The 18129-nt window shown below is 44.4% G+C and carries 20 protein-coding genes and 1 pseudogene; 7 read left to right on the forward strand and 14 right to left on the reverse strand.

Features of this window, described 5'->3' with window-relative positions; all coding sequences use genetic code 11:
• Positions 1–242: 242 nt before the first annotated feature.
• Complete coding sequence (locus tag C5470_RS10910; protein ID WP_036846247.1) at positions 243–1697, reverse strand: carbon starvation CstA family protein; 1455 nt, start codon at positions 1695–1697, stop codon at positions 243–245.
• 155 nt (positions 1698–1852) lie between these two features.
• Between C5470_RS10910 and yihX the strand changes: the two genes are divergently transcribed.
• The 3 genes from yihX to fabY all read left to right on the forward strand — a co-directional run bounded on the left by yihX (position 1853) and on the right by fabY (position 3945).
• Complete coding sequence (gene yihX / locus C5470_RS10915; protein ID WP_036846244.1) at positions 1853–2470, forward strand: glucose-1-phosphatase; 618 nt, start codon at positions 1853–1855, stop codon at positions 2468–2470.
• A gap of 47 nt (positions 2471–2517) precedes the next feature.
• Entirely contained in the window at positions 2518–2955 is a 438-nt protein-coding gene (gene dtd, locus C5470_RS10920; RefSeq protein WP_036846241.1) for a D-aminoacyl-tRNA deacylase, read from the forward strand.
• Between the two features lie 72 nt (positions 2956–3027).
• Positions 3028–3945, forward strand: a complete 918-nt coding sequence (gene fabY / locus C5470_RS10925; protein WP_036846238.1) for a fatty acid biosynthesis protein FabY — start codon at positions 3028–3030, stop codon at positions 3943–3945.
• Between the two features lie 56 nt (positions 3946–4001).
• Here fabY and actP read toward each other — a convergent pair whose 3' ends face one another.
• The 3 genes from actP to acs all read right to left on the reverse strand — a co-directional run bounded on the left by actP (position 4002) and on the right by acs (position 7980).
• The gene (gene actP / locus C5470_RS10930; RefSeq protein WP_166288762.1) at positions 4002–5651 is read right to left on the reverse strand and encodes a cation/acetate symporter ActP; all 1650 of its coding nucleotides are present in this window, start codon (positions 5649–5651) and stop codon (positions 4002–4004) included.
• Positions 5648–5959: a DUF485 domain-containing protein gene (locus C5470_RS10935; protein WP_166288765.1), complete on the reverse strand. Its 312-nt coding sequence runs from the start codon at positions 5957–5959 to the stop codon at positions 5648–5650. Before C5470_RS10935 ends, actP begins: the two co-directional genes overlap by 4 nt.
• A gap of 65 nt (positions 5960–6024) precedes the next feature.
• Positions 6025–7980: an acetate--CoA ligase gene (gene acs / locus C5470_RS10940; protein ID WP_166288768.1), complete on the reverse strand. Its 1956-nt coding sequence runs from the start codon at positions 7978–7980 to the stop codon at positions 6025–6027.
• Positions 7981–8354: 374 nt separating this feature from the next.
• Between acs and sodA the strand changes: the two genes are divergently transcribed.
• The 4 genes and pseudogenes from sodA to C5470_RS10960 all read left to right on the forward strand — a co-directional run bounded on the left by sodA (position 8355) and on the right by C5470_RS10960 (position 10594).
• A complete protein-coding gene (gene sodA, locus C5470_RS10945; protein WP_166288771.1) occupies positions 8355–8981 on the forward strand; it encodes a superoxide dismutase [Mn] in 627 nt (208 codons plus the stop codon).
• Between the two features lie 119 nt (positions 8982–9100).
• Positions 9101–9519: pseudogene (locus tag C5470_RS10950) on the forward strand (MOSC domain-containing protein); the annotation flags it as partial.
• A 291-nt stretch (positions 9520–9810) separates the two neighbouring features.
• Entirely contained in the window at positions 9811–10401 is a 591-nt protein-coding gene (locus C5470_RS10955; protein ID WP_166288774.1) for an RNA polymerase factor sigma-70, read from the forward strand.
• Positions 10394–10594 (forward strand): zf-HC2 domain-containing protein, encoded by a 201-nt coding sequence (locus C5470_RS10960; protein WP_166288777.1) that lies wholly within the window; start codon positions 10394–10396, stop codon positions 10592–10594. Before C5470_RS10955 ends, C5470_RS10960 begins: the two co-directional genes overlap by 8 nt.
• A 10-nt stretch (positions 10595–10604) precedes the next feature.
• Here the strand turns inward: C5470_RS10960 and C5470_RS10965 are convergent, their stop codons facing one another.
• From C5470_RS10965 to C5470_RS11010, 10 genes are all read right to left on the reverse strand, one after another.
• Entirely contained in the window at positions 10605–11084 is a 480-nt protein-coding gene (locus C5470_RS10965; RefSeq protein WP_166288780.1) for a DoxX family protein, read from the reverse strand.
• A 1-nt stretch (position 11085) separates the two neighbouring features.
• A complete protein-coding gene (locus C5470_RS10970; protein WP_166288783.1) occupies positions 11086–11835 on the reverse strand; it encodes an HvfC/BufC N-terminal domain-containing protein in 750 nt (249 codons plus the stop codon).
• Entirely contained in the window at positions 11804–12727 is a 924-nt protein-coding gene (gene bufB / locus C5470_RS10975) for an MNIO family bufferin maturase (protein ID WP_207626957.1), read from the reverse strand. Before bufB ends, C5470_RS10970 begins: the two co-directional genes overlap by 32 nt.
• A 36-nt stretch (positions 12728–12763) precedes the next feature.
• On the reverse strand, positions 12764–13057 hold the full coding sequence (locus C5470_RS10980; protein ID WP_166288786.1) for a BufA1 family periplasmic bufferin-type metallophore: 294 nt from the start codon (positions 13055–13057) through the stop codon (positions 12764–12766).
• Between the two features lie 165 nt (positions 13058–13222).
• Positions 13223–13393 carry a DUF4160 domain-containing protein gene (locus C5470_RS23630; RefSeq protein ID WP_414477556.1) on the reverse strand — a complete coding sequence of 57 codons (171 nt, stop codon included), beginning with the start codon at positions 13391–13393 and terminating at the stop codon, positions 13223–13225.
• Positions 13394–13756: 363 nt separating this feature from the next.
• Positions 13757–14794, reverse strand: a complete 1038-nt coding sequence (trpS, locus tag C5470_RS10990; RefSeq protein ID WP_166288789.1) for a tryptophan--tRNA ligase — start codon at positions 14792–14794, stop codon at positions 13757–13759.
• A 4-nt stretch (positions 14795–14798) separates the two neighbouring features.
• Positions 14799–15503, reverse strand: coding sequence for a phosphoglycolate phosphatase (locus tag C5470_RS10995; protein WP_166288792.1), 705 nt, complete (start codon positions 15501–15503; stop codon positions 14799–14801).
• Positions 15493–16173, reverse strand: coding sequence for a ribulose-phosphate 3-epimerase (gene rpe, locus C5470_RS11000; protein WP_166288795.1), 681 nt, complete (start codon positions 16171–16173; stop codon positions 15493–15495). Before rpe ends, C5470_RS10995 begins: the two co-directional genes overlap by 11 nt.
• Positions 16174–16232: 59 nt before the next feature.
• Positions 16233–17045: an adenine-specific DNA-methyltransferase gene (gene dam / locus C5470_RS11005; protein WP_166288798.1), complete on the reverse strand. Its 813-nt coding sequence runs from the start codon at positions 17043–17045 to the stop codon at positions 16233–16235.
• A gap of 84 nt (positions 17046–17129) precedes the next feature.
• Entirely contained in the window at positions 17130–18044 is a 915-nt protein-coding gene (locus C5470_RS11010) for an SPOR domain-containing protein (protein WP_166288801.1), read from the reverse strand.
• Positions 18045–18129 lie beyond the last annotated feature (85 nt).

The raw sequence follows: 18129 nt of genomic DNA on the forward strand, positions 1-18129 counted from the left end.
GTTTCGCGTTCTGGTTGGTGTTGGGATGCCCTTTTAGATAAGAAATCATTGGTTGGGCGTTCATCACTTATAAAGAAGCTCTCCCAGCTATTTACGACTGGGGAAATTCCCCTTTCTTTAAACCAATTGCTCTGACTGTGGTGTTTTTAACATTATCAAGGAACCTAACCTCAGTGGAAATTAAAACCCCTCGACATTTTACCTAAGGGGCTGTTATTAATATTTAATGTTTTCTTTGGTTTTTACTCATTTAGTGCTTCGGCTTCTATATTATCAGAAGCTGATTTAGAGCGGACTTTTGCAAAGAAGATAATCGTTACACTCACCATTGCCGCCAGGCCGATAACGACAGAGATATTCCAATCCAGGGCAAAACCTTCTGGAGCGAATGCCAGATAGGTGAAGCACACCGCTGTCATGAACATGGCCGGCAGGGTGGTGATCCAGTGGAATTTATCGCGGCGCAGCAGCCAGGCAGAGGCAGCCCACAACATAACCATTGCTGTAGTTTGGTTTGCCCAGCCGAAGTAACGCCAGATGATATTGAAATCGGTTTTGGTGATCAGATAACCGACAATAAACATGGGCACACTTAATAACAGGCGTTTGGTCATTTCTTGCTGAGGAATATTCAGGAATTCAGCAATAATCAAGCGGGCAGAACGGAACGCTGTATCGCCGGAAGTAATTGGCAGAATCACCACACCAAGGATGGCCAGAATACCGCCGACAGTGCCCAGCAGAGAAGTGGAAACTTCATGCACAACCAGAGAGGCAGTACCCTGATCAATCACTGCCTGCAATGCGTTAGTGTCTTCATAGAAACTCAGCCCCAGTGTACACCAGATCAGCGCGATAATACCTTCACCAATCATTGCACCATAGAAAACAAAGCGGCCATTTTTCTCATTCTGCATACAACGTGCCATCAGCGGGGACTGAGTAGCGTGAAAGCCGGAGATAGCGCCACAGGCAATCGTGACAAACAACAACGGCCAAACAGGAAGGTCTTTCGGGTTAAAGTTAGTGGTGAAATCCAATCCTTGTGAGTAGAAAGGTTTATCGCTCATAGCCAAACCAACCATAAGCGCGACAGACATAAACAGCAATAACGCACCAAATAGTGGGTAAAGGCGACCGATGATTTTATCAATAGGGACCAGTGTCGCGAGAATATAGTAAGCAAAGATAACGCCAACCCAGATAGCAATGCTATCCCAGCCGATAGCCTCTTTTAGTAAGTTGTTCAGTAAGCCTGCCGGACTCAGAACAAATACTACACCAACCAGCATCAGCAGAATGACAGCAAAGATATTCATGAAATGTTTCATGGCTTTGCCCAGTTCATTACCGACGATGACGGGTACTGATGCTCCCCGTGCACGAACACTGAGCATACCAGAGAAATAATCATGTACTGCGCCGGCAAAGATACAGCCGAAGACAATCCACAGCATGGCCAGTGGACCATAGAGGGCACCAAGAATCGGGCCGAAAATAGGGCCGACACCGGCAATATTAAGTAACTGAATTAGCCAAACTTTTGGGGTGGACATTGCAACATAATCGACACCATCTGCCATAGAAAGCGCGGGGGTTTTTCTTTCTGGTCGAATGGTGAATATTTTTTCGACAATCTTGCCGTATATGAAATATCCTGCCAGAAGAAGCCCAATACAAAGGAGGAACCACAACATAAAATAACACCTTACTCTACTTTTTTGATCTGGAGGCTACTTTATCGTTTCATAAGAAAAATACCGTGAAGTAATTCGCTTTTTACTTTTCCGTACTGTTTTCTAATTAGAAATACGATTAAAGTAAAAAGTTACTAATTAACCAGGAGGTGGTCATGCTATATATCTTCGATATGGGTAATGTGATTATTGATATTGATTTTAAAAGAGTTTTAGCTGTCTGGAGTAATTTGAGCGGCACACCTCTTGCGACGTTGACGAAAAGTTTCTCAATGGGAGAAACGTTTGAAAAACATGAGCGTGGTCAAATTACTGATTTGGAGTTCGCTGATACTTTATGTCAGGAAATGAATATTTCACTCAGTTTTGAGCAGTTTGCTGCCGGATGGCATGCTATTTTTATTGATATTCGTCCTGAAGTTATTCAAATAATGAATAAATTACGTGAAGCAGGGCATCGGGTTGTGGTGTTATCCAACACAAACCGTTTGCACTTGGATTATTGGCCGCATAATTACCCGGAAATTGCGGTATCGGCTGATTACCTCTATCTGTCCCAGGATTTGGCAATGCGCAAACCTGAACCTGATATTTTCAAATATGTTCTTGAGGCAGAAGGTTTCTCACCGGATCAGGCGGTATTTTTTGATGATGTGCTGGAAAATGTAGAGGCGGCCGGTGCGTTAGGCATAAATAGTGTTCATGTTATTGACCGGCAGACAGTCCCAGACTATTTCAAAACAATCGGTTTTTCTGAACAGAAGAGTAATTGAACTGATAATGGGGGATAGTGCACGGATGCTAATATCTAAGGAAAAGTATGATTGCGTTAATCCAGCGAGTAACACAGGCAAATGTTGTTGTTGAAAACGAAATGATCGGGGCAATTGGTCACGGTCTGCTGGTATTGCTGGGCGTTGAAAAAGAAGATGATCAACAAAAGGCAAAACGATTATGTGAGAAAGTGATAGGGTATCGGATATTCAGTGATGAGCAGGGCAAAATGAATCTGAATGTCCAACAAGTTGGCGGCAGTTTACTGGTTGTTTCCCAGTTTACCCTGGCTGCTGATACTCAAAAGGGAATGCGCCCTGGTTTTTCTGGCGGCGCAAATCCGGATAAGGCTGATGAATTATATCGCTATTTTGTTGAACGATGCCGCCAAAGTGGTGTAAAAACAGAAATCGGGCGGTTTGCTGCCGATATGAAAGTCAGTCTGACAAACGATGGACCAGTCACTTTCTGGTTGCAGGTGTAGCCACGAAAAGCAGCCAGTAAAGCGCAATTACCCCCGATTACACATCATGATTAAAAGAAAGGGGCAGTTTCTATGTATCATCTGCGAGTACCTGAAACAGAACAAGAACTGGAAGCATATTATCGATTTCGTTGGGAAATGTTGCGTAAGCCATTGCATCAGCCTGTAGGCTCTGAGAAAGATGGTTATGACACCATGGCTCATCACCAGATGGTTGTGGATGAGAAAGGTAACCCGGTGGCGGTAGGGCGTTTATATATCAACGCGGATAGCGAAGGGGCCATCCGCTTTCTGGCAGTACATCCCCATGTGCAAGGCAAAGGGTTGGGGAAACTGATCGCAATGGCCCTGGAATCTGTTGCCCGTCAAGAAGGTGTGAAACGGGTAGTATGCAGCGCCCGTGAACATGCGGTAGATTTTTTCAGTAAACTGGGGTTCGAAAATCGTGGGCCAATTACCAGCCCGCAAACAACACCCATTCGCCATTTTCTGATGATCAAACCTGTTGCGACGCTTGATGATATTCTTCACCGGCCGGATTGGTGCAATGAACTGCAAAAAGCCTGGTACAAGCATATTCCCCTCAGTGAGAAAATGGGGGTGCGGATCTCTCAATATACCGGCCAGAGTTTTATTACCACGATGCCGGAAGCAGGGAATCAAAATCCTCATCAATCTCTCTTTGCAGGTAGTCTGTTCTCACTGGCAACGTTGACCGGTTGGGGGTTGATTTGGCTGTTGTTACAAGAACGCCAACTGGGGGGTGATATTATTCTGGCTGATGCCAATATCCGTTACAAAAAGCCTATCGTTGGCAGGCCAAGTTCTGTTGCGGATCTCAAAAATATGAGCGGCGATTTGGCTCGCCTTGCGCAAGGCTACAAAGCGAGAGTGAAGTTGGAGGTGACGGTCCGTGGTGAGCACGGTGTAGGTGCGGTATTTACTGGCATTTATATGGTGCTGCCAAATGCTTACACGGCGATAGCTTAGATGGCTTCCTAATAAAAATACCTCTCCCGAAGGAGAGGTTGAGTATAAAATCGTAACTAATGTGATTTTCCTTGTGCGATACCAAGCCCTGTTTGTGATCGAATAAATTGAGTTCTGAATAATTCTCTTTCCCGCATACCTTGTAGTGAATTATCGGTAAGAGAAAATAGCCATGAACCGGCAAAAGCGACAATCATTGAGAATAATGCTGGATATTCATAAGGATAGATTGATTTTTCATGGCTGAGAATGCTGACCCAAATTGTTGGACCTAGGATCATCAAAACGACAGCTGTAATTAACCCCAGCCAACCTCCGATTAATGCGCCACGGGTAGTGAGTTTGCGCCAGTACATAGACAAAAGAATGATTGGGAAGTTACAGCTTGCAGCAATAGAGAATGCCAATCCAACCATAAAGGCTATGTTCTGATTCTCAAATAAAATACCTAATCCGATTGCGACAAACCCAAGTATCACAACAGTTATTTTTGATACTTTCAATTCATCGCGCTCGTTGGCTTTGCCGCGCTTAATGACGTTTGCGTACAGGTCGTGTGATACTGCTGATGCTCCAGCCAGTGTCAGTCCTGCTACAACTGCCAGAATGGTGGCAAAAGCTACAGCGGAGATAAAACCGAGGAACAAATTCCCTCCAACTGCACTTGCAAGGTGAACGGCTGCCATGTTAGTACCACCGATTAGCGCACCTGTAGCATCTTTAAATGACGGGTTTGGGCTGACCAGGAAAATAGCGCCAAAACCGATGATGAACGTAAGAATGTAAAAATAGCCGATGAAGCCAGTAGCATAGAAAACGCTTTTTCGTGCTTCTTTCGCATCACTTACAGTAAAGAAACGCATAATGATATGAGGTAAACCAGCGGTACCGAACATCAATGCGAGACCAAGAGAAAGTGCGGAAATCGGATCAGATACCAACCCTCCTGGGCTCATGATGGCTTCACCTCTTGAATGAACAGCAACAGCTTCTTTAAACAGCATGTTGAAATTGAAGTTTACCGCTTTCATGACCATAAGAGCCATAAAGGTAGCGCCAGCCAGCAATAGAATGGCTTTGATAATTTGTACCCAGGTCGTTGCCAGCATGCCGCCAAACAGAACATAAAGTACCATCAGAATACCAACTAATACGACCGCAATATGGTAATTCAAGCCAAAGAGCAATTCGATAAGCTTACCTGCTCCAACCATCTGTGCAATAAGATAGAGGGCAACAACAACCAGTGAGCCAATTGCAGATAAAGTACGGATTGGGCGTTGTTGTAACCGGTAAGAAGCAACATCTGCAAAAGTGTAGCGCCCAAGATTTCTTAATCGTTCGGCAATCAGAAATAGGATAATGGGCCAGCCAATGAGAAAGCCGATAGAATAAATCAGCCCGTCGTAACCAGATGTATAGACCAGAGCGGAAATGCCAAGGAATGATGCTGCGGACATAAAGTCCCCCGCAATCGCCATGCCATTTTGGAAGCCAGTAATACGTCCACCCGCAGTGTAGTAGTCAGTACGGGAGCGCGTTCTTTTTGAGGCCCAGTAAGTGATATAGAGTGTGAAACCAACAAACAGGACAAACATAATAATGGCCTGAATGTTGACCGGTTGCTTTTCTACGGAACCAGAGATTGTGTCGGCCCATATGAGATCAGGAAATAGCAGTATTATTGTTAGCAAAAATTTCTTCATTTTTTTACCTCGTCAAGAATTTGTGAGGTAAGACGATCGAATTCGCCATTAGCTCTGATTACATACAGGCCAGTTAAGATGAATGAGATAACAATTAAGCCAATGCCAACGGGTATCCCACGGGTAATATATGAACCAGCATAAAGAGGGGTACCCAGCCATTCGGGTGCAAATGCAATGAGGAAAATAAAGCTGACATACAAAACTAATGTGATTATTGATAGCAGCCATGCAAAACGGCCTCGTTTTTCAATTAATTCTTTGAAACGAGGGTTATTCTCGATCCCTTGGTAAATGGCGTCGTTCATCAGAATGTCCTCTTACTATTTTTATTATATTCATTGATTAAGCCGCCTTACGGCGGCATGGTATGTCACGAAATATTCATTGTTTGTTTTTCTTCCAATAGTTTTTCTACTACCCCTGGATCTGCCAGTGTTGAGGTATCTCCCAGATTACTGGTATCACCGGAAGCAATTTTACGCAGGATGCGGCGCATAATTTTTCCTGAGCGGGTTTTTGGTAAAGAATCTGTCCAGTGCAGGATATCTGGTGTAGCGATCGGGCCGATCTCTTTACGCACCCAATTACGGACTTCGGTATATAATTCTGGGGAAGGTTCCTCGCCGTGATTCAACGTGACATAGGCATAAATTGCCTGCCCTTTGATATTATGTGGAACACCGACGACAGCGGCTTCAGCAATTTTGGGGTGGGAAACCAGAGCGGATTCAATTTCAGCCGTGCCCAGACGATGACCGGAGATATTCAATACATCATCAACACGGCCAGTTATCCAATAATAGCCGTCTTCATCGCGGCGTGCGCCATCACCACTAAAGTACATTCCCTTAAAGGTAGAGAAGTAGGTTTGTTCGAAACGGTCATGATCGCCGAACAGTGAGCGTGCTTGTCCCGGCCAGGAATCAGTAATAACAAGGTTTCCTTCACAAACACCTTCTAATTGCTCACCAAGGTTATCAACCAGCGCTGGCTGAACACCGAAGAACGGTAGAGTTGCGGAACCGGCTTTCAGTTCAGTTGCTCCTGGCAGTGGCGTTATCATGAAGCCACCGGTTTCTGTTTGCCACCAGGTATCGACAATCGGGCATTTGCTGTTACCAATTTTTTGGTAATACCATTCCCATGCTTCCGGGTTAATAGGCTCACCGACTGATCCCAAAATACGCAGAGAAGTCCGTTTCGTTCCTTCAATAGCTTTGTCCCCTTCAGCCATCAGGGCACGAATTGCTGTTGGTGCCGTGTACAGGATATTTACCTTATGTTTATCAACAACCTGACTTAGACGGTTAACCGCAGGATAGTTTGGTACGCCTTCGAACATCAGAGTGATAGCACCGCAGGAAAGCGGCCCGTAGAGCAGATAACTATGTCCAGTCACCCAGCCCACATCTGCTGTACACCAATAGATTTCGCCTGGATGATAATCGAATACATATTTGAATGATAAGGATGCATATACAAGGTAGCCACCGGTGGTGTGCAGCACGCCTTTAGGTTTACCGGTAGATCCGGAAGTATAGAGAATAAACAGGGGATCTTCTGCGTTCATCTCTTCAACTGGGCAGTCAGCACTTACGCCTACTGTCAACTCATGCCACCATAGGTCGCGACCTGAGTGCCAATTACCAATATTTCCGGTACGCTTAAAAACAATAACATTAGATACACTGACAACTGCTGAATTACTTAATGCGTCATCAACATTCTTTTTCAGGGGAATTGTACGTCCGGCTCTCAAACCCTCATCGGCAGTGATAACCAATTTAGTGTTCGAATCAATGATACGACCGGATACGGCATCAGGAGAAAAACCTGCGAAAATAACAGAATGGATAGCACCAATGCGGGCACATGCTAACATGGCAACTGCCGCTTCCGGCACCATCGGCATGTAAATAGCAACAACATCGCCTTTTTTAATACCCAGATTTTTCAATGCATTAGCAAACTGGCATACATCATGATGCAGTTCACGATAGGTTACTGTTTTGGACTCTGTTGGATCATCGCCTTCCCAGATAATAGCTGTTTGATCACCACGCTCTTTTAAATGGCGATCGAGACAGTTTGCGCTTAGATTCAGTGTTCCATCTTCGAACCAACGGATATTGACATGTCCAGGATCAAAAGAGGTATTCTTTACCTTGGTGTAAGGCTTAATCCAGTCAACAATTTTACCTTTCTCACCCCAAAACTTTTCGGGATCTTGCAGTGATAATTGATAGTCTTGCTGATATTGTTGTTTATTCATCAGGGCATGTTCTGCAATGACAGCAGGAATAGCGTGCTTTATTATTTGGGTCATATTAATATTCTCCTTGCGAATGTTAATAGTATGTCAAAACAAGGTTAACTAAAGTGTAAGGAGAATTTTTGTTTTTTTTTTGCGCGGAAGATCACGCAATAAAAAGAATATTTTTCACGTAATTGTCATTTGGTGTGGTGGGGATAATTAGGTTTAATTGCTAACCAAAAATAGTAATTTAAAATCCTAATCCAATAATAATCTTAAATATAGATAAATTAACTGATAAGTCACTGAAACACAGTTGTATGATAAAACCATAGTGAGAATATGGCATTGATAATCATTTCCAATAATATTTAATTAACTATAATGATCATGTTGTTCACAAGGTGTGGACTTTGAACCATTCTTATATGACTGGAGTACATGATATGAGCTATTCATTACCTTCCCTTCCTTACTCTTATGACGCTCTGGAACCTCATTTTGATAAGCAGACGATGGAAATCCACCATACCAAGCATCATCAGACTTACATTAATAATGCCAATGGCGCTCTGGAAGCCTTCCCTGATCTGGCAAAACTGAATGTTGATGATCTGATTCAGCAATTAGATAAGATACCTGCTGATAAGCGTACTTTTGTACGTAACAATGCGGGTGGACATGCTAACCATAGTCTGTTCTGGAAAGGCTTAAAATTAGGGACAATCCTGCAAGGCCCATTAAAAGAAGCTATCGAACGTGATTTCGGTAGTGTGGATTCTTTTAAAGAGAAATTTGAGCAGGCGGCTGCGACTCGTTTTGGTTCCGGCTGGGCGTGGCTGGTATTGAAAGATGATGGCAAACTGGCGGTTGTATCTACTGCTAACCAGGACAGCCCGTTAATGGGTGAAGCTATTTCCGGTGCTTCTGGCTATCCAATTGTTGGTTTGGATGTTTGGGAACATGCCTATTATTTGCAGTATCAAAACCGTCGTCCTGACTACATTAAAGCGTTCTGGAGTGTTGTTAACTGGGATGAAGCAGCAAAACGTTATCAGGAAAAAGTGAAATAATTTTCTAACTCATTTTCTCTTTTCTGCTATGCCGGCTGATATTACTGCCGGCATTTTTATTGATTGGGTATTGGCTTATGATGATATCGTCGGACTGATTTCAATAAGGAAAGTGAATTATGTATTATCCGCAGGTATATACAGGCAAAATTGAAATATCAGAAAAACTGTCTGCCAGTGCAATTAACAAACGGATGGTTGATGGCAGCTTGCGTCTGACTTCTCTTGGATTGGAAGATGATGAACAGGCCGAAACCCGCGTCCATGGTGGCCCCGATCGTATTATCCTCGCGAACACTACGATTTCTGAAAACATCAATTTCCTGATCAGGAAGATTTCTTTATTGTTCCAGCGTTTGGAGAAAATATTTCCATAATTTGCCTTATTTAGGAGAATGTTTTTATCGGTGATGTTTTCAGTTGGGGAGAGGCCATGCTTCAGGTAACTCAGCCTCGTTCGCCTTGTTACAAACTCAATTCTCATTCCGGTATTAGTAATTTTTCTGCCATTATGCAGGAGAGTGGCCGCTGTGGCTGGTTTTCGGTTGATTTATCAAGTGATTAACGAAGAAATCGTGATAATAGGTACTTGCTGTTGGTAAACGCGAGGATGAAAAAGCCTATGATACTGTGCGCAAACGGATTCAATGAAGTTGAGTGAAAAGTAATCTGTTCTGGAAAAAGATACTTCTCCTGCTGTACAAAAAACAAATTTAATTTAGAATTACCTCCGTTCCCCAAACGGTCCCTAAGTCATGTGAGTGAATTTCAGCGATTCTGCCAATAATACCCGGTTATCCAGAACGATCCTGTTGAGATAGAAACTAAAATGTCCGATATCAGTAACTTGCTGCGGGATCCGCAGTTTTTTTCCATGCTGCATAAACAGATGTTGCAGTTTGCCAGCTTGCAGCTGAATGATTTTCATCAGGCGGAAGATGTTGTCCAAGAGGCGTTGGAAGGGGCGATGAAGAATGCCGCTTCTTTTGCCGGACGAGCTGCCTGGAAGAGCTGGGTGTTTACGATCCTGCGCAACAAAATCTCGGACGCCTTGCGTATGCGTTATCGGTACAGCAGCGTGCAACTGACTGATGATGTTGATGAGCAAAGTTTCGAAGCACTGTTTGATGAATCTGGTCATTGGCCGCGAAACGAGCCTCCTCAGCGCTGGCATTTACCGGATGAGGCGGCCGAGCAGGAGCAATTCTGGACGGTTTTCGAGCTTTGTCTGACACAGCTGCCAACGCAAAACGCGCGGGCATTTATGATGCGCGAATTTATTGGTCTTGAGACTCAGGAGATCTGTCAGGAAATGGCGCTCTCTGTCAGCAACCTGAATGTGATGCTCTGGCGTGCACGTATGCGTTTACGCGAATGTTTGTCACAACGCTGGTTTTCTAAGGAGGGTAAATATGCTTAGTTGTTACCAAGCTACGCGCCTGATATCTCAGGCGCTGGATGAAAAAATCGTGCTTTCTCAACATGTTCAGCTAATGCTGCATTTGCGAATGTGCGACGGGTGCCGAAACTTCAGACAACAGCTTGCCGACCTGCGTACTATCACTTCCGCATTCGTTCGTGGCGAAAACGAGAATCAAAATAAAGTAACGTAGGGAGGGGGGATCAGGTACGATGGCGGTAAATCAGGCGATCAAGCGAAAATCTCCCACCGCCATACGTCACCAGATACAACTGAGCCGTCAGCCAGGTAGCGTGGACAGGCCAGGCATCTGGATAAACAAATATCTGAATCACCAGCGTCATCACCATTAATGCTAGCGCAGAGAAGCGTGTCGCTAATCCGACAATCAGCAGCAGCGGAAATAAGTGTTCTGCGGTCGCGGCCATGATGGCAGCAACATCGGGTGGCAGCAGAGGAAGCTTGTACTCGCTGGTAAAGAGCGACACGGAGCTGTCGGTAACGCGCGGAATCCCTAGTTGCCAGGGTGTGCGTGCCTCTAAAATATCTATGTTTAATCCCACCACTTTGCTTTGGCCCGACAACCAGAATGTTGCGGCAAGGCTAATGCGCGCCAGAAAGGGGATAACACTTTCCTGTGCAATGTGTTGCCCTTTTAACACTAATATTTTGAGGAATGCCATCTTAACGCTCCGTGTTGCTATATAGAGAAAGGATCAGCCCGTAGTGCTGCATACGTTGTAAAACCGGCTGGGGCTCAAAAGTTGTATCCTCCCTAGCGGCGATATTTAGGGCTTCGGTAAGACACCGACCGGACTGGATCATGGCAACAAATTGCATTTCCGCACGGTTGAGCAACATTATTCGTACGTCGTCGTCAACGCGGCACAGCAGCATATGTTCCGGCTGGAATGGGTCCAGCGCCATCTCGTTTTCACTTTGTTGGTGTGAGGCCCACAGGCTGAAGACGGCATAATCTGAACTGAAGAGCCGTACCGAGGGATGGATCTCCATCAGCAACTGTGCGGGATCGTCACTGGGGGCCACTTCTGCCGTTTGTACAGCAGGGTCCGCCGCGTGCAGCGATTCAATAAACAACATTTCCAGCCGGGTGAGATCGCTTAGCCAGGGCCAGTCTGCCAATGGCTGAAACGTTGCAATCCAGTCCGGCAATTGCGCGCCATAACTCGCCAAAACAGGAGAAGAAGGCGGTTGTTGACGTATAAACTCCGCCGCCATCGCACGGAAAAAGCACTCTCCGAGCTGGGCGAGAAGGACGGGGCAGTTTTCAGCCAGTGCGTCAATCAGCGATGCTATGACATTATTACGATAAATCGCAAAACGTACCGCCGGATCGCTATCGTTCCAGGTTGTCAGCCCCTTTGGTACTGTGAGGTCGGGGTCAAGAAGTGCTTGATACAGTTGTTGTTGCATTTTTCGCGTTCTCCGTAATGTAACGCTGGGCATGGCTGGCTTCGTTCAGCAACACGTCTAATGGTGGAATATTGCTGTCCCATTCGATCAGGGTGGCGATCGGCCCCGTTTCACGCAGGGTCTTGTTATAGAGATCCCAGACAGGCTCGGTCACATGACTGTCGTGTGAATCAATCAGCAGCAGGTCGTTTGCCCCATCGCGGCTTTCCGTATAGCCTGCCAGATGAATTTCACCGACACAGTGAAGCGGTAGCTCGAATAGCATCTGCCACGGGCAGCGATTATGGTTGACGCCACTGATATAGAGATTGTTCACGTCCAGCAGTAGTCCGCATCCGGTGCGGCGTATCACCTCGGAGATAAAGTTAGTTTCGCTCATGTTTGAGGCACTGAACTCAATGTAGGTGGACGGGTTTTCCAGCAGAATGGGGCGACGCAGCGCATTCTGTACCTGATCGATGTGTTCGCAGACCCGCGTCAGCGTGACGTTGGTATAAGGCAGCGGCAGCAGATCATTGAGAAATAGATCGTTATGTGTCGACCAGGCAAGGTGTTCAGAAAAAACGGCCGGCTGGTAGCGTTCAACCAGCGCAGCAACACGTTGTAAGTGGGACTGATTCAGAGGGTTTTCTCCTCCGATGGACATGCCCACACCATGAATAGAGAGCGGATAATCCTGGCGAATGGCGGTCAGTGCCTGATGAAACGGACCTCCCGCAACCAGATAATTTTCCGCGTGAATTTCAAAAAAACCGATGTCGGGTTTATCGCGCAAGATAGCGCGAAAATGCTCCGGCTTTAACCCGATCCCTGCTCTGGTCGGAAGCCTATTTAGCATTAGGCGGTCAGGAGCGTCACGAGAGACGCTGTGTGGGGGTAAAGAAATTGTCATCGTATGAGCTCCTGCCTGATGTGCCTGGTGCCGGAATTACACTTCTTTAAATGCGTTTAGTTGACCAAAACCGGTCGGGGAGGTCGGGGACTTCATTTTTACGCAGGAACCCGTCGGTACCATTTTCCAGGCATTGCCCTGATAATCGATTTTTGAGGTACCAGCACAGGTGGTGCCTGCACCTGCTTTACAGTCGTTTTTCCCTTTCAGAGAAACGCCATAACATTTCTCCATTTTGCTGCCGGAATCCGCCATTGCTGAAGTGCTTCCCGCAATAAATACGCTGCCTAAGGCTAGGGCCAGTAATGCTTTTGTCGTTTGCTTAGTCATAGAACGTTCCTTTTATATTTGTGTAGAAGGTGAATTACTGCTTTGCTGAAACAAGCATTTGCTTCACTCAATTAGTCGCACTGCGCATCAATTTCTTACAGTGAATATGAGAAAAAAAATGATTTTTTTATAGTTAACTGATTTTTAATGACTTATTTTTGTGAATCAGATATCGGTCTGTACAAAAAACAAGATTGTTCTAGGATATTTTCCGTTTTTTAAGCGCATCCCTTCATGTTCATTGTAGTAGGCGTGAAAGTGAGGTGAGTTGTGGTCGCCGTAGTACATCTGTATCAGGATGCCAAAAAACTTCCGATTAAACTTAATAAAAAGCAGGCGTTAAAAGTGGTAAAAATAACGGCCATTTAATAAATGGCTTAAAATTTGCCCGTCATAAAACTATCAATGGAAAATGGGAAGCAAAAATTGGTTTTGTTAATGGTTATATCCCCCGAAAAAAGTAAATAATAATATGAATAGGTTAATCAGGTAGTATATTTTCCAAAATGAACCGCTTTAATAATATTTTCAACCGCAGAATAAACTTTTTAATAAAGCAGTTAAATAATCGAATATGAAAAATTGGAATACCTTAAATAGGTCAGTTTAAGCTTGCTTTACACTGTTTTAATCTGTCCAATCGTATTGCTTTTCTGTAGCTTGAAATGTGCACGTAGTGAACGTGCACATTTTATTGATTTAAGGATGGGCAATAAAGCCAACAGCTTCATACACTTTATCTAGCGTAATCTGGGCGCGGGCTTTTGCCTTCGCTGCACCTTCCGCCATGATCTTATTCAGCAGGACTTCATCGTTACGGAAATGATGAAAACGCTCTTGTAACTCAGTCAACATACCGGAAACTGCATCAGCAACAGCACTTTTTAGATGGCCATACATCTGGCTTTCAAATTCTGTTTCCAGTTCAGGAATGGTTTTGCCAGTAACACCCGCGAGGATATCTAATAAGTTGGAAACACCCGGTTTTTGTTCCAGATGATAGCGAACACGAGGGGGTTCTTCTGAATCTGTGACTGCGCGTTTTATCTTTTTAGCCGCTGATTTTGGATCTTCCAACAGAGCGATAACGTTGTTGCGGTTATCATCTGACTTGGACATTTTCTTTTCTGGGTCTTGAAGAGCCATAACACGAGCGCCACCCGTTGGGATAAACGGCTCTGGTACAACGAAGATATCGCCGTAGATAGCATTAAATCGTTGAGCGATATCGCGGCTCAGTTCAAGGTGCTGTTTCTGATCGATACCTACCGGAACCTGGTTTGTTTGATATACCAAAATATCCGCAGTCATCAGTACCGGATAATCAAACAGACCTGCGTTGATGTTTTCGGCATGGCGGGCAGATTTGTCTTTGAACTGAGTCATACGGCTGAGTTCACCAAAATAGGTATAGCAGTTCAGGACCCAGCTTAATTGAGCGTGCTGTGGTACATGGGACTGAACGAAAATGGTGCTTTTCTCAGGATCAATGCCACAAGCCAGGTAAAGCGCCAGTGTATCCAGAGTACGTTTTCTTAATTCTTTTGGGTCCTGGCGGACAGTGATTGCATGTTGGTCAACGATACAATAAATGCAATCATAATCATCCTGCATTTTAACCCACTGACGTAACGCCCCCATATAGTTACCGATGGTTAATTCACCGGAAGGCTGCGCGCCGCTGAATACAATAGGTTTTTGGGAGTTTAGTTTTTCAGATACAGTGGGTTTATTCATTTTATTATGCTTCCTGAAGTTTCAAAGATGGGAGTCCAATTGTGGATAGCAGATCCGAGAAATTCGTTAATAGGCAGTCTGGATTGCTTAATTCAATAGATTCACCGTAGTTATATCCATAGGTTAAACCAACACAAGGGCAACCAGCCGCTTGTGCTGCTAAAATATCATTACGGGAATCACCGACAAAGAGCAGTTCTTCCTTATATAGTCCGAATGTGCCCATTGTTAGATAAATTGGTGCCGGGTGTGGCTTTTTCTTTTTAACATCATCACCGCCTAACACCAATGAAAAGTATTCACTGATACCTAAAGAATCCAGCAAAGGAGCAATAAAAGGTGTTGGCTTATTAGTGATGATACCCATTGGCAGGTTGTGTTTTGCCAGTTCGGCCAAGGTGACTTTGACTTCCGGGAACAACTGACTGCCTGTTGTGACCGTTGTTTCATAGAAATGGTCAAACAACTCACGGGTTTCTTGATGCAGTTGTGTGGTCAATTTGACTTTGGCCCATGTCAATGCACGTTCGACCATAATATCCGCGCCGTTACCTACCCAGACAGCAACCCGTTCTTTTCCCGGAGCAGGGAAACCTTTGGCTAACAGAGCCTGATCCAGTGCATCAGCTAAACCACCGGCACTGTCTACCAGCGTGCCGTCCAGATCAAAAGCGATAGCACGAATACCTTTTAATACCTTACTTGCCATGAGATACCTTTAACAATTCACTACGCATATTATCAATGACGGTTTTGTAATCTGGCTGACTGAAAATGGCAGAGCCAGCAACGAACATATCTGCACCAGCAGCGGCTGCTTCTGCGATATTGCTGGCTTTAATACCACCATCTACCTCAAGACGAATATCATAACCACTTTCATCAATGATTTTACGAACCTGACGCAGTTTCTCCAGTGTTCCAGGGATGAAAGATTGTCCACCAAAACCGGGATTTACTGACATTAATAGAATGATATCCAGTTTATCCAAAATATAATCAAGATAACTCAATGGAGTTGCAGGATTGAATACCAAGCCGGCTTTACAACCATGCTCTTTGATAAGTTGCAAGCTGCGGTCAATATGTTCACTGGTTTCTGGATGGAAGGTAATGTAAGTCGCTCCTGCTTTGGCGAAATCCGGGATAATACGGTCAACCGGTTTTACCATCAGATGAACATCAATTGGCGCGGTAATGCCATAATCCCGTAGAGCCTGGCAGACCATAGGACCGATAGTCAGGTTAGGAACATAATGGTTGTCCATCACATCAAAGTGAACAACATCAGCACCTGCTGCCAGTACTTTTGCTGTGTCTTCCCCCAACCGCGCAAAATTTGCAGATAAAATAGATGGGGCAATCAGAAAATCTTTCATTATCTTCTCCAAATCGTTTTTATCATCCCTTAATTGCGAGGCAAAAAGGGGGGGATAAGCTAGCGGTATAATGCCAAAAGTTCGTCTACCTTACTGCGGGCAAGGATATTCCTGCTGATAGTACGACGTGCTTTGACAATATGAAGTGAAGCCTGATGGTACCATTTTCGTGTCATTGGCGTATCGTGATTGGATATCAAAACAGGAATTGCACGCTCTGATGATAGCTCAAATGCAATACGGGCCAGATTTTCCTGATCTGCAATGTTAAAGCTGTTGGTATGATACGCCGTAAAGTTTGCTGTTGCTGACAAAGGAGCATAAGGCGGATCGCAATAGATAACCGAACCTTCCCGTGCTTTGTTCAAAGTGTGTTGATAGTGCTCACAGATAAAAGTGGCATTTTGGGATTTTTCAGCAAACCAGTGTAATTCATCTTCAGGAAAATAGGGTTTTTTATAACGACCAAACGGTACATTAAATTTACCATGAGAATTATAACGACAGAGGCCGTTGTAACAATGGCGATTGAGATAAAGGAATAACACGCTACGCTGGAACGGGTCGGTACTTTGGTTAAACTGTTCTCGTAACTGATAAAAATGTTCGGCGGTGTTGTATTCCTGGGTAAATAGGGGGCGTGTATGAGTAATAAACTCATTAGCCTTGAATTTTACTGTATTGTACAGGTTAATTAGGTCACTGTTGATATCAGCGAGGATATAAGAATCATAGTCTGTGTTCAAAAAAACAGAACCTGCGCCAACAAATGGCTCTATCAGACAATTACCGGCTGGCAGATGACGTTTGATATCATCTACCAACGGGTATTTTCCACCGGCCCATTTTAAGAAAGCGCGTTTTTTTTTCATGCTGTCAGTTAATTACTCAATCATTCCAGAGCCGCAGATTGTACTCTGTTTAGGACAGCATATCAGCGCCTAATAAATATTGTTTTATTTTCTCAGATCTTGTTGCACTTGTTGCATCGTTCTGACCCAAGGTTTTTTTGCCTGAATCTCGGTTGGTAGAGATGAAACGGCCTGTTTAGCTTCAGAAACAGAATTGTAATCACCATGAATCAAAATAAACCAGGTTTTTCCATTACGTTTAGTTTCATAAACTTTGTAATGAGTGAGGTTATTCTTTTTGGCAAAAGCAGTCAGTGTATCTGAGCGGCTGGCACTACTTAATTGCAAAGTGTAGTGGTTTGCCGGGGCTTTCAGCGGATTACTGTTGGTCACATTGTTTTTACTGTTGCTGGTATGACTTGTAGATTGTTTTGATTTAGCGGGTGTTTCTGGTTTCAGTGGACGGATATTTTCCGGTTTCTGTTGTACCACTGGTGGCGGTGTTACTGTCTGCGGTTGCTGGGTCTGATTCAGATTCTGCACTGCATGATTTATATTACTTTGTTGTTGAGTCAGTGCATCAGGAGTATGTCCAGGTAGTTCAATGCGCTGGTTTTCACTATTGTTAGTGTGAGGCTGCTGAGGTTGCGTTGGCGTGCCACTGATAGGAGGAATATTCATTTCCTGTGGTCCGTTAATTGTATTTGCAGTGGTATTCTCCGATGTGACGGATTGATTGTTATTGTTTTCGGATGGTGAGCCTGATAAATCAATATTTTTTTCTGCAACATTTGGAGATTGCTGTTTCTCATGTTCAGTTGGCGCTTTTAAAGCAGAACTGATAGCCATAATCAGCAGTAACAGTACTAAAATTCCAATCCCAATCATCATTTGTTGGCGTGAAACCGCAAACTTGGGTTTGTTTAATGGTTGGCGTGATCGTGAAGGACGGCGGTCTGATGTATCTGGCCTAAACTCGTTATCTGTCCTTTGTTCATTTTCTGATTTAAATTCGTCCATATGCCCTCCAAACAGAGCTAATTCTGCCAATTGCAATTAAGACCGGGCCGACAGGCCGACTTAACTAGAATGAATGAAAATTTGT

The sequence above is a fragment of the Photorhabdus stackebrandtii genome (genome assembly GCF_011189495.1).
Classification (GTDB): domain Bacteria; phylum Pseudomonadota; class Gammaproteobacteria; order Enterobacterales; family Enterobacteriaceae; genus Photorhabdus; species Photorhabdus khanii.

Coding starts and splice junctions, on each gene's coding strand:
- C5470_RS10910 (WP_036846247.1), bottom strand. CDS start 1,697: ATGTTGTGGTTCCTCCTTTGTATTGGGCTTCTTCTGGCAGGATATTTC.
- yihX (WP_036846244.1), top strand. CDS start 1,853: ATGCTATATATCTTCGATATGGGTAATGTGATTATTGATATTGATTTT.
- dtd (WP_036846241.1), top strand. CDS start 2,518: ATGATTGCGTTAATCCAGCGAGTAACACAGGCAAATGTTGTTGTTGAA.
- fabY (WP_036846238.1), top strand. CDS start 3,028: ATGTATCATCTGCGAGTACCTGAAACAGAACAAGAACTGGAAGCATAT.
- actP (WP_166288762.1), bottom strand. CDS start 5,651: ATGAAGAAATTTTTGCTAACAATAATACTGCTATTTCCTGATCTCATA.
- C5470_RS10935 (WP_166288765.1), bottom strand. CDS start 5,959: ATGAACGACGCCATTTACCAAGGGATCGAGAATAACCCTCGTTTCAAA.
- acs (WP_166288768.1), bottom strand. CDS start 7,980: ATGACCCAAATAATAAAGCACGCTATTCCTGCTGTCATTGCAGAACAT.
- sodA (WP_166288771.1), top strand. CDS start 8,355: ATGAGCTATTCATTACCTTCCCTTCCTTACTCTTATGACGCTCTGGAA.
- C5470_RS10955 (WP_166288774.1), top strand. CDS start 9,811: ATGTCCGATATCAGTAACTTGCTGCGGGATCCGCAGTTTTTTTCCATG.
- C5470_RS10960 (WP_166288777.1), top strand. CDS start 10,394: ATGCTTAGTTGTTACCAAGCTACGCGCCTGATATCTCAGGCGCTGGAT.
- C5470_RS10965 (WP_166288780.1), bottom strand. CDS start 11,084: ATGGCATTCCTCAAAATATTAGTGTTAAAAGGGCAACACATTGCACAG.
- C5470_RS10970 (WP_166288783.1), bottom strand. CDS start 11,835: ATGCAACAACAACTGTATCAAGCACTTCTTGACCCCGACCTCACAGTA.
- bufB (WP_207626957.1), bottom strand. CDS start 12,727: ATGACAATTTCTTTACCCCCACACAGCGTCTCTCGTGACGCTCCTGAC.
- C5470_RS10980 (WP_166288786.1), bottom strand. CDS start 13,057: ATGACTAAGCAAACGACAAAAGCATTACTGGCCCTAGCCTTAGGCAGC.
- trpS (WP_166288789.1), bottom strand. CDS start 14,794: ATGAATAAACCCACTGTATCTGAAAAACTAAACTCCCAAAAACCTATT.
- C5470_RS10995 (WP_166288792.1), bottom strand. CDS start 15,503: ATGGCAAGTAAGGTATTAAAAGGTATTCGTGCTATCGCTTTTGATCTG.
- rpe (WP_166288795.1), bottom strand. CDS start 16,173: ATGAAAGATTTTCTGATTGCCCCATCTATTTTATCTGCAAATTTTGCG.
- dam (WP_166288798.1), bottom strand. CDS start 17,045: ATGAAAAAAAAACGCGCTTTCTTAAAATGGGCCGGTGGAAAATACCCG.
- C5470_RS11010 (WP_166288801.1), bottom strand. CDS start 18,044: ATGGACGAATTTAAATCAGAAAATGAACAAAGGACAGATAACGAGTTT.